We start from the raw sequence: 9,515 nt of genomic DNA on the forward strand, positions 1-9,515 counted from the left end.
GCGCGCGGCCACCTCGAAGCATTCGCCGACCTCTTCCCCTTGCGCGAAATCCGCGCCTTCGGCCGCGGCACGGCCAATCGCGACGCGCTGTGCCAAATGGCCCGCTCGCGAGGCCTGCAAGCAATCCCATGCGACACGGCAAGGGCCGCGATCGAAGGCGCCGACATGGTGGTGACGACGGTGACCCTGGTGCCCAAGCCCGAGCCATTCCTCGACGCGAACTGGCTGAAGCCGGGAAGCTTCACCGTGATGACCGACCAGGCCCTGCCCTGGCTGCCGCAGACGATGCGCCGCTTCGACCGCATCATCGTCGACGATCTGGAGCAGGAAGCAAAAATGCCCAACCCCATGGTCGACCCCGCGATGGTCGCCGGCGACCTGACGGGTTTGGTCTGCGGCGACTTTGCGGGACGAGAGGGTGCGGGTGAGACCACGGCGTTTGTTTTTCGCGGGCTGGCGGTTGGGGATCTGGCGGTGGCGGCGCTGGCGTATGGGCGGGCAAAGGTGGGAGCGTAGGGAGTGCGAAGCGGTTTTCGGTTCCGGGCAAACCGAGCGGCGCCGAATGGCTGCGCCCGCTGAACGTTTCCGCGTGCGCCGTGCAATTGGCACGACAGACCAGCCGCACGGGCAGGCCAGGTACCGGTCTCCTTGGCCTCCGCCACGCTGGTCCATCGGGGGCATCCTCATCCACCCCACCAACCTCAAGCGCGACCACCTGGTCGACCCGATCTGGATAGGGCGGCTGCTCGCGATGCATGGGGAAAGTCTTGGCGAGCACGGTGAGGTGGGAAAGGCGCTGGAGGTGAATTCGGAGCCCACGTTGGAGGCTTAGGAGTGGGACGAGTAAGGCCCAAAACTTGAAGTGCATCTGAGTCGCCGTGAGACTTTCCTATCTGGTCACTTGTAGCCTCGTTGTCCTTCGTTGCCAGCCTAGTTGCCCTGAATGCCAACAAGGGTAGCATTGGAGCGCATTATATTTTTGATAACCACACGATGCCAGTATAACGTGTGGGACAAGGGCAAAATCTTAATAGAGGATTAGCGATCACCGATTTCATCGGGCGATGGTCCAATCTCGACGGCGGTCAGGAACGCGCCAACTACTCACTCTTCCTGGCGGAGCTTTGCGACGTCATTGGGGTAAGAAGACCAGATCCGGCTTTGGCCGCACATGACTTCAACGATTATGTATTCGAACGACGTGTCGAGCGAAAGCGCCCAGACGGAACAAGGGAAGCCGGCCGCATCGACCTCTATAAACGTGGTTGCTTCATTCTCGAAGCAAAGCAGAGCCGTCTCCGTGGCGGCAAGAAAGCAGTGCCTGAAGGACTGGTGGACTTATTCGCCCCGACAGAGAGCGGTCTTGCGGACACCGCCGCATCAGGGCTCGATCACGTGATGGTTCAGGCTCGGCGGCAGGCAGAACGGTATGCTGCGTCGCTGCCTGCTGATCACCCATATCCACCGTTCATCATCGCATGTGATGTCGGGCGCGCTATCGAACTCTATGCCGATTTTTCTGGCCACGGCCGCCACTATGCCCAGTTTCCCGACGCGCGGCAGTTCCGTATCGAACTCGATCAGCTGGCAAATCCCGAGACCCGAGATCTGCTGCGCGCGATCTGGGAAGAGCCTCAATCCTTAGATCCGGCAAAGAAGACGGCAAAAGTCACTCGTGAGATTGCTGGGCGGCTCGCTGAAATCTCCAAGGCCCTCGAAGGGCGAGGCTTTGAAGCGCGCAGCGTCGCAGTTTTCCTCATGCGTTGTCTTTTCACAATGTTCGTTGAGGACGTCGGCCTCCTTCGCAAAAAGGGCTTCACGGAGCTTCTGACGAAGTGCCTCGATGATCCCACGCGGTTTACGTTCGAAATTGACGACCTTTGGCGTCACATGGACCGCGGAGACTATTCACCGGGCATTGGCGAAAGGCTGCTTCGGTTCAACGGCAAGCTGTTCAAGAACGCCGCATCCCTTCCGCTCATGGAAGAGGAAATACGCCTGCTTCGCGACGCGTCGGATGCAGATTGGCGTGACCTGGAGCCAGCTATCTTCGGCACTCTGTTCGAGCAGGCGCTGGATCCCGACGAAAGAAAACGCTTGGGAGCGCACTACACGCCGCGTGCCTACGTCGAAAGGGTTGTTGATGCGACCATCATAGAGCCCCTGACCAAAGACTGGATCGGTCATCAATCGGCTGCCGCGCGCGAACTCCGCGACGGTTCCAAGGCTGCGGCCATTCGCGAGATCGAAGACTTCCTGCGCCACTTGGCCTCGGTGCGGGTACTCGACCCGGCATGTGGCACAGGGAACTTCCTCTATGTTGCCCTCCGTCGGATGAAGCAGTTGGAAGGCGAAGCGCTCAAACAATTGCAAGACATCGGAGGCGACGAAGCCGTCGCTCGCATGGAAAATATCTCGGTGAAACCGGAGCAGTTCTTCGGTATGGAACTCAACAAGCGAGCTGTAGAGATCGCCGAACTGGTTCTCTGGATAGGATACATCCAGTGGCACTTGCGGACACGCGCCACCGTGCCCTCCGAGCCAGTCTTGGGGAGCAGTGACCATGTTCACACGAAGGATGCCCTCCTCACTTGGTCAGGCTATCCGCATCCGCAGCTAAAACGCGACGCGGTGGGAAAGCCTGTGAGCGACAATCAAGGCAACGAGACCTACGCCTATCCGAATGCGATCAGCGCGGACTGGCCGGAGGCAGACTTCATCGTCGGGAATCCCCCATTCATTGGTGGAAAGGACATTCGCGGGCGCCTCGGGGCTGGTTACGCCGAAGCCTTATGGGCCGCCAATCCGCGGATGAATCCTGCAGCGGATTTCGTCATGTATTGGTGGGACCACGCGGCCGAGCTGCTCGTGAGAAGAGGAACCCGACTGCGTCGCTTCGGCTTCGTCACGACGAACTCCATAACACAGGTATTTCAGCGGCGAGTCCTTGAGAGGCATCTGTCAGGCATTTCGCCAGTTTCACTTGTGCTCGCCATTCCGGATCATCCTTGGACCAAGGCGTCGAAGGATGCTGCCGCAGTTAGGATAGCGATGACCGTAGCGGAAGCCGGCGAACGCGATGGTGCGGTGCGTATCGTCACACGAGAAGAAGGCCTAGACACCGACGAACCCACAATCGAGTTCATTGAACGTGAAGGCAGGATCAATGCTGACCTGTCGATCGGTGCAAACACGGATAAGGCCAAGGAACTCGTTAGCAACGGTGCGATTGGCTACCGAGGTGTCCAATTGATGGGCGGTGGGTTCATCATCACGAAAGAGAAGGCGGTTCAACTCGGCCTCGGAAAGCGACCAGACCTTGATAAACATGTCCGCGAATATCGGAATGGCAAGGATCTGACATCGCGACCGCGCGGAGTGATGGTCATCGACCTGTTTGGTACTTCCTCCGATGAAGTTCGACGGCAATTTCCGGAGGTCTACCAACATCTCTTGGATACCGTGAAGCCAGAGCGAGACCGAAACAATCGGACTTCATACCGAGAGAAGTGGTGGTGGTTCGGTGAGCCACGAAGGGAACTTCGCCCGGCAATCGAAGGTCTGTCCCGTTACATCGCCACAGTCGAAACAATGAAGCATCGGATCTTCCAATTTATCGATGGCCGGGTGCTTCCAGACAACAAGCTCGTAGTGATGGCACTCGATGATGCTTTCGCTCTTGGTGTACTTTCATCGCGCGTCCATGTAGCGTGGTCATTGGCGGTGGGCGGCAGGCTAGGGGTCGGAAACGATCCCGTTTATGTGAAATCTAAGTGCTTCGATCCCTTTCCCTTTCCTGATGCCAGCGCTTCCGCCCGCATCGAGATTGGAGCGATCGCAGAAGAACTTGACGGGACACGCAAACGAGTCCTTGCGGAGCACCCCGATATAACCCTGACCGCGCTATATAACGTTCTCGAATCTGTCGTGGCGGGTACCCACCTCTCTCGCAAGGATCAGGGCATCCGAAGCCGCGGCTGTGTTCTGATACTGCGGGAGCTTCACGACCGGCTCGATTCCGCCGTTCTGAAATCCTACGGGTGGCAGACAGGTATTGATGTCGAGCAAGTCCTTGAAGGCCTTGTTCAGTTGAGCGAAGTCCGAGCCGCTGAAGAGCGCCGTGGCTTCATCAAATGGCTGCGTCCCGAATATCAGATCGAAAAGATCGGCCCATTGGCACACCGTAGCGATCGCATACAAGCGATTCTTTCCACCAAAGCGAAGAGCAGAAGAACAGCGTTCCCTGTCGCGCGGCTGGAGCAGGCTCAAGTCGTGCTGGCCATTATGGGCCGCGCGAAAGCGCCTCTTTCTGTGACGGAAATCGCCGCGACCTTCTCATCACCGGAGCAGACCATCCCCGAAGTCCGAGATGTGCTTCAATCGTTGGTCCGGCTCGGCCAAGCTGAAAGCTACGACGCCGGAAGAAGCTTTTTCCGGGCGGGCATAAGCGCCTCGTAGCGACGGCGACATCCGGGATGCGTATCATTCGCATGATGACGCCGCGAAGAACTCCGTAAGACACGTGCTGCGGCATGCTCATGTGGGAAGCTGCGCCGGCGTGCGTTCCTTGAACTGCATCGTCACTCCGCCTTGAGCAAGACCAGCGCAATGCCTTCCTTGGGGTAAAGCGCATCGAAGCGGCTGCAACTCGTGCACCACTCGGCCGCGACCGGCGACAGCCAAGTAATCAGCTGGATGATGTTGCCATAATGCTTCGGCAGATCCCAGTGAAGGACGGTCTCGTGGTGGGCCAAACGGTTGCGCAATGTCCGGATGGCACCGAGAGACTTGGTAAAGTCCTTACGACGAAGACCCTTGCCGTCCTCGCGCCTTGCGATGTCCTTCAGAGTGATCTGCCAGAGGTTCTCGTACTCCTTACCTAGCAGGGCGGTCCAGTAGCCGAAGGTAAGCGAGGCGACGATCCGGCCCGGCGTCTCGTCCTTGCCCTTCTCCTTGAGGTCGATGCGGGCCTTTTCAAGCATGTCGGGCTGCACAGCATTGAGCTGATGCTCGGGCATGTCGAACCATGCCTCGCCATGGACCTTGCTCATGACCTGGTGGATGCGGTTGCGCAGGGCCACTTCGAGCATATGTAGGGGGGTGTAGAGGCTCTCGGACAGGACCGCATTGAGGGTGTAGAGCGCGACCGCCCTGTTGCGGTCGCCCCCGGCCCACCCTAGATAGGTGCCGAACCTATCCACGGAGAGGATGTCCTCAATACCTGCGTATGTGTAGTCCTTAGTGTCCATGTCACTATGGGGTTGATTTCTGCCCCACCCTACCGTATATTGGCGCAGTAAACCCCGGTACCGTCTCTGCCCTAGGCATGCGGCCGGGGTAACTCTTTTCTGGGAGCAGGCCTATGGCCTGCACTTATTCTTTTGGGCGCTTGCCCTTGGGCGTCTCGACCCGCTTCCTCTCAGCCACCCGCTTCTTCTTCTCCTCTGCGAACTCCGGTTCCATAGCCTGGATCTTCGCAATGAGCCCGTCGAGATGGTAGGTGTTGGCGCCCCAGTCCCCTGCCGATGTCTTGTGCTGTTCCCGGTGGATGAGCCCCGCCTTCTCCAACGCCTTCATGTTGGGCTTGATGCTCGACATCTTTATGCCGATGCGATCCGCCAACTGCTGCTTGGTAGGGAAAGGTGGCCGATCCCGCGACCAGTACAAGTCAAGCAGATGCATCAACAGGCAGAACTGGGTGCTGTTAATGCCGAGCCTATGCTGTGACCGGATGAGGATGGTCGGGATGGCAGCATAGCCATGAGCCTTGACCTTCTTGCCCCAGATTTTCTCGAAGTTGTTCGGTGCGGCATCGGCCGCCTTGGTAGGAAAAGGGACGATGGTATTCTCTGAAGTGCTCATCATCAGTCTCGCGAAATTTTGAACTGAAGCGAGACATAAGAGTGTCATGCGCCTTTGCGCAATAGGGATGCTGCGTACAGGTAGGGTAATATTCTACCCGGGGCTCCTATGCATGTTTCGGCTATCCGGCAATTCGGATGGATGGATTACGCTGCTTAGTGGTTATGTTCTGTACCCGACCCCGGTCAGGATGCTGGCCCACCGTGGGGTACTGGCCTCACCCACCCCGCCAGCATTTTTGTCATTTTTTTCTGCCGTTTTGAGCCTTGTAGCATGTTATGAAACCCACTTCCGGCGCTGACACCGACGGGCCACTGAGCTCACCCCCCAGCCAACCGCGGCAGCAAAAATATCTCCGCCCCCGGCGGCAGTTCCTTCGACCACGTGTCGCGATAGATCGTCCCGTCGATCGCGACCGCAATCCCGCGGTCGATCCATGGCTCCAGGCCGGGATACTGTTCAGCGAGTTTCCTGAACAGCTCCCTTATGTCCTTGGCCTCGACCTCGACCTTGCTGTTGCCTCCGGCGGTCGTGGCCAGCGCGCCCCAGAGCGTGACTTCGACCATCAGAACCTCGTCTGGCCCTAGCCTTCCCGTTCCGCCTCGATCGCCGCCAGGATGCGGGGCGGCGACATCGGGATATGGGTCATGCGCACGCCGGCCGCGTTCGAGACCGCGTTGGCGATCGCCGCCAGCGGCGGCACGATCGAGGTTTCGCCGACGCCGCGCACGCCATAGGGGTGGTTGGGGTTGGGGATTTCCAGGATCTGCGTGTCGATCATCGGCAGGTCGGAGCAGACCGGGATGCGGTAGTCGAGGAAGCCGGCGTTCTGCAGCCGGCCGTCCTTGCCGTAGATATACTCCTCGTTGAGCGCCCAGCCGATGCCTTGCGCCGCGCCGCCCTGGTACTGGCCCTCGACATAGGTCGGGTGCACCGCCTTGCCGGCATCCTGCACCACCGTGTAGCGGATCACCCTGGTCGAACCCGTCTCGGGGTCAACCTCGACGTCGCATATATGGGTGGCGAAGGAGACGCCGGCGCCGTCGGCGACGAGCTCGCTGTGGCCGGCGATCGGCCCGCCGGTCTTGCCGGATTGGGCCGCGATCTCTTTCAGCGACAGCTTGCCGAGATTGCCGTGCTTCTCGCCCCTGGCGACCGCGTGGCCCTGTTCCCAGACCACGTCGTCGACGGAGATATCCCACATCTGCGCGGCGCGCTCGCGCAGGATCTTGATCGCGTTGCGGGCGGCCGAGATCGTCGCCATCGAGGACGAGAAGGTGCCGCGGCTGCCGTCGGTCATGTCGTTGTAGCCGAGGCTGGACGTGTCGGCGACGATGGCCTTGACCTGTTCGTAGGCGATGCCGAGTTCCTCCGCCGCCACCAGCGACAGCGAGGCGCGGGAGCCGCCGACATCGACCGTGCCGACGGCGAGCGACACCGAGCCGTCCATGCCGATGTTCAGGTCGGTGCAGGTCTGGCCGCCGAAATTGAACCAGAAGCCGCAGGCCATGCCGCGCCCCTGATTTGCCTTGAGCGGCGCCTTCATGTGCGCATGGTTCTTCACCGCTTCCAGCGTCGGGCCGATGCCGATCGGGCCGTAGACCGGGCCGTAGGACGAGCGCGTGCCTTCCTGGGCGGCGTTCCTGATGCGGAACTCGACCGGATCCATGCCGAGCTCCTTGGCGAGCTCGTCGACGGTGCTTTCCACCGCGAAGGCCGCCATCGGGGCCGACGGCGCGCGGTAGGCGGCGGTCTTCGGCCGGTTGACCAGCACTTCGAAGCCCACGGTCTTGACGTTGTCGAGCTTGTAGCAGGCGAACGCCGTCATGGCGCCGATCTCGGCCCAGGTGCCGGCATAGGGGCCGCTTGTGTAGCGCAGCGTCGCTTCGGCCGCCGTGATCGTGCCGTCCTTGCGGGCGCCGATCTTGACGTCGATCGAGGTGGCGCTGGTCGGCTCCGAGGCGCGAAACACCTCGTCGCGGGTCATCACCAGCTTCACCGGGCGTCCGGCCTTGCGCGACAGCGCGAGCGCCACCGGCTCGGCCCAGACATGGGTCTTGCCGCCGAAACCGCCGCCGATCTCCGAGGAGGTGACGCGCAGCTTCGAGGCTTCCATGCCGAGCAGCTGCGCGCAGTGCTGGCGGTAGACGAAATGGCCTTGCGTGCAGACCCACAGGTCCGCCGTGCCGTCGGAGCTGACATTGGCCACGCAGGCATGCGGCTCGATATAGCCCTGGTGCGTCTGCTCGGTCTTGAACGAGCGCTCGACGATGAAATCGGCGTGGCCGAAGCCCTGGTGGACGTCGCCATGGCCGAACTGCGAGCGCTTGGTGACGTTGGAAGCCTTGACCGGCTTTTCTTCCAGCCCCTCGGTGAAGATCGTGTCGTTTATCAGAGGGGCGTGGTGCTGCATCGCCTCGTCGACATCGGTGACATGCGGCAGCACCTCATAGTCGACCTCGATCAGCTTCAGCGCTTTCTTCGCCGTGTGGGCATCGATCGCCGCCACGGCGGCCACCGCGTGGCCGTCATAGAGCGCCTTGGTGCGCGCCATGCAATTGTCGAGGATGTCGTACATGGCGGCATCGCCATCGGTGAGATCGGGCAGGTCGGCCGCGGTGATCACCGCCTTCACGCCGGCAAGCGCTTCCGCCTTCGAGGTGTCGATCTTCCGGATCTTGGCATGCGCGTGCGGGCTGCGCAGCACGCGGCCGACCAACTGGCCGGCCATGTTGAAGTCGGCGCCATAGCGGGCGCGGCCGGTCACCTTGTCGACGCCGTCGGGACGGATCGGGCGGGTGCCGACGGAAGCGAAATTGCGGTTGGAGTACCGTGGATCGAAATTCATGGTCAGGCTCCTACGCTTGTTTCATGACGATTGCCGCGTCCTGGACGGCGCGCACGATCTTGTCGTAGCCGGTGCAGCGGCAGAGATTGCCGGCCAGCCCGAAGCGGATTTCCTCCTCGGTCGGGTCGGGGTTTTTCGCCAAAAGATCCTTGGCCGCGATCAGGAAGCCGGGCGTGCAGATACCGCATTGCAGTGCCGCATGCTCCAAAAACTTCTGCTGCAGCGGGTGCAGCGTATCGCCATGCGCCATGCCCTCGACGGTCTCGATGCGGCGGCCTTCCGCTTCCGCGCCGAGCACCAGGCACGAACACACCAGCCGGTCGTCGACAATGACGCTGCAGGCGCCGCAGTCGCCCGTGCCGCAGCCTTCCTTGGCGCCGGTCAGCCCGAGCCGGTCGCGCAGCACGTCGAGCAGCGTCTCGTCCGGCTGGCAGAGATATTCGACGCTGTCGCCGTTGATTGTGGTTGAAACAGCTACACCGGCCATCATTTGCCTCCTGCGCGTGCATAGGCGGTCTGTGCGGCTCTCCTCGCCAGCACGCCCGCAACCTTGCGTCTGAATTCGATTGTGCCTCGCTTGTCGTCGATCGGCCGGCAGGCCCCGGCGCAGACCTTGGCCAGCCGCTCCAGCGCTGCTTCGTCGAGCTTGCGGCCGATCAGGGCCTGCGCCCCTTCTTCCACCAAAAGCACGGTCGGCGCGGCGGCGCCGATCGCCACGCGGGCCGCCGTCACGACGCCAGCTGCGTCCAGCGTCAGGTTCACGCCGGCGCTGACCACGGCGATGTCCATCTCGGTGCGCGGAATG

General features: G+C 61.3%; 6 protein-coding genes and 2 pseudogenes. 2 read left to right on the plus strand and 6 right to left on the minus strand.

Annotated elements, in window-relative coordinates; translation table 11 throughout:
- Both O7A61_RS28835 and O7A61_RS28840 read left to right on the plus strand, forming a co-directional pair.
- Positions 1–516, plus strand: a pseudogene (locus O7A61_RS28835) (ornithine cyclodeaminase family protein); the annotation flags it as partial.
- Positions 517–1,008: 492 nt separating this feature from the next.
- The gene (locus O7A61_RS28840) at positions 1,009–4,458 is read left to right on the plus strand and encodes a class I SAM-dependent DNA methyltransferase (protein WP_337132653.1); all 3,450 of its coding nucleotides are present in this window, start codon (positions 1,009–1,011) and stop codon (positions 4,456–4,458) included.
- A gap of 122 nt (positions 4,459–4,580) precedes the next feature.
- Here the strand turns inward: O7A61_RS28840 and O7A61_RS28845 are convergent, their stop codons facing one another.
- The 6 genes and pseudogenes from O7A61_RS28845 to O7A61_RS28870 form a co-directional block, all read right to left on the minus strand.
- A complete protein-coding gene (locus O7A61_RS28845; protein WP_337132654.1) occupies positions 4,581–5,201 on the minus strand; it encodes an Abi family protein in 621 nt (206 codons plus the stop codon).
- A 172-nt stretch (positions 5,202–5,373) separates the two neighbouring features.
- Positions 5,374–5,862 (minus strand): helix-turn-helix domain-containing protein, encoded by a 489-nt coding sequence (locus O7A61_RS28850; RefSeq protein WP_337132655.1) that lies wholly within the window; start codon positions 5,860–5,862, stop codon positions 5,374–5,376.
- A gap of 320 nt (positions 5,863–6,182) precedes the next feature.
- Positions 6,183–6,428 (minus strand): MoaD/ThiS family protein, encoded by a 246-nt coding sequence (locus O7A61_RS28855; protein ID WP_337108784.1) that lies wholly within the window; start codon positions 6,426–6,428, stop codon positions 6,183–6,185.
- Between the two features lie 17 nt (positions 6,429–6,445).
- Positions 6,446–8,710: a xanthine dehydrogenase family protein molybdopterin-binding subunit gene (locus O7A61_RS28860; protein WP_337132656.1), complete on the minus strand. Its 2,265-nt coding sequence runs from the start codon at positions 8,708–8,710 to the stop codon at positions 6,446–6,448.
- 10 nt (positions 8,711–8,720) lie between these two features.
- Complete coding sequence (locus O7A61_RS28865; RefSeq protein WP_337132657.1) at positions 8,721–9,197, minus strand: (2Fe-2S)-binding protein; 477 nt, start codon at positions 9,195–9,197, stop codon at positions 8,721–8,723.
- Positions 9,197–9,515: pseudogene (locus O7A61_RS28870) on the minus strand (FAD binding domain-containing protein); the annotation flags it as partial. The pseudogene O7A61_RS28870 and the gene O7A61_RS28865, both read right to left, overlap by 1 nt.

The organism is Mesorhizobium sp. Cs1321R2N1, assembly GCF_037179725.1.
Lineage (GTDB): Bacteria > Pseudomonadota > Alphaproteobacteria > Rhizobiales > Rhizobiaceae > Mesorhizobium > Mesorhizobium salmacidum.

Bases quoted from the DNA above. Each gene is read 5' to 3' on its own strand.
- O7A61_RS28850 (WP_337132655.1), bottom strand. From the start codon at position 5,862: ATGAGCACTTCAGAGAATACCATCGTCCCTTTTCCTACCAAGGCGGCC.
- O7A61_RS28855 (WP_337108784.1), bottom strand. From the start codon at position 6,428: ATGGTCGAAGTCACGCTCTGGGGCGCGCTGGCCACGACCGCCGGAGGC.
- O7A61_RS28865 (WP_337132657.1), bottom strand. From the start codon at position 9,197: ATGGCCGGTGTAGCTGTTTCAACCACAATCAACGGCGACAGCGTCGAA.
- O7A61_RS28860 (WP_337132656.1), bottom strand. From the start codon at position 8,710: ATGAATTTCGATCCACGGTACTCCAACCGCAATTTCGCTTCCGTCGGC.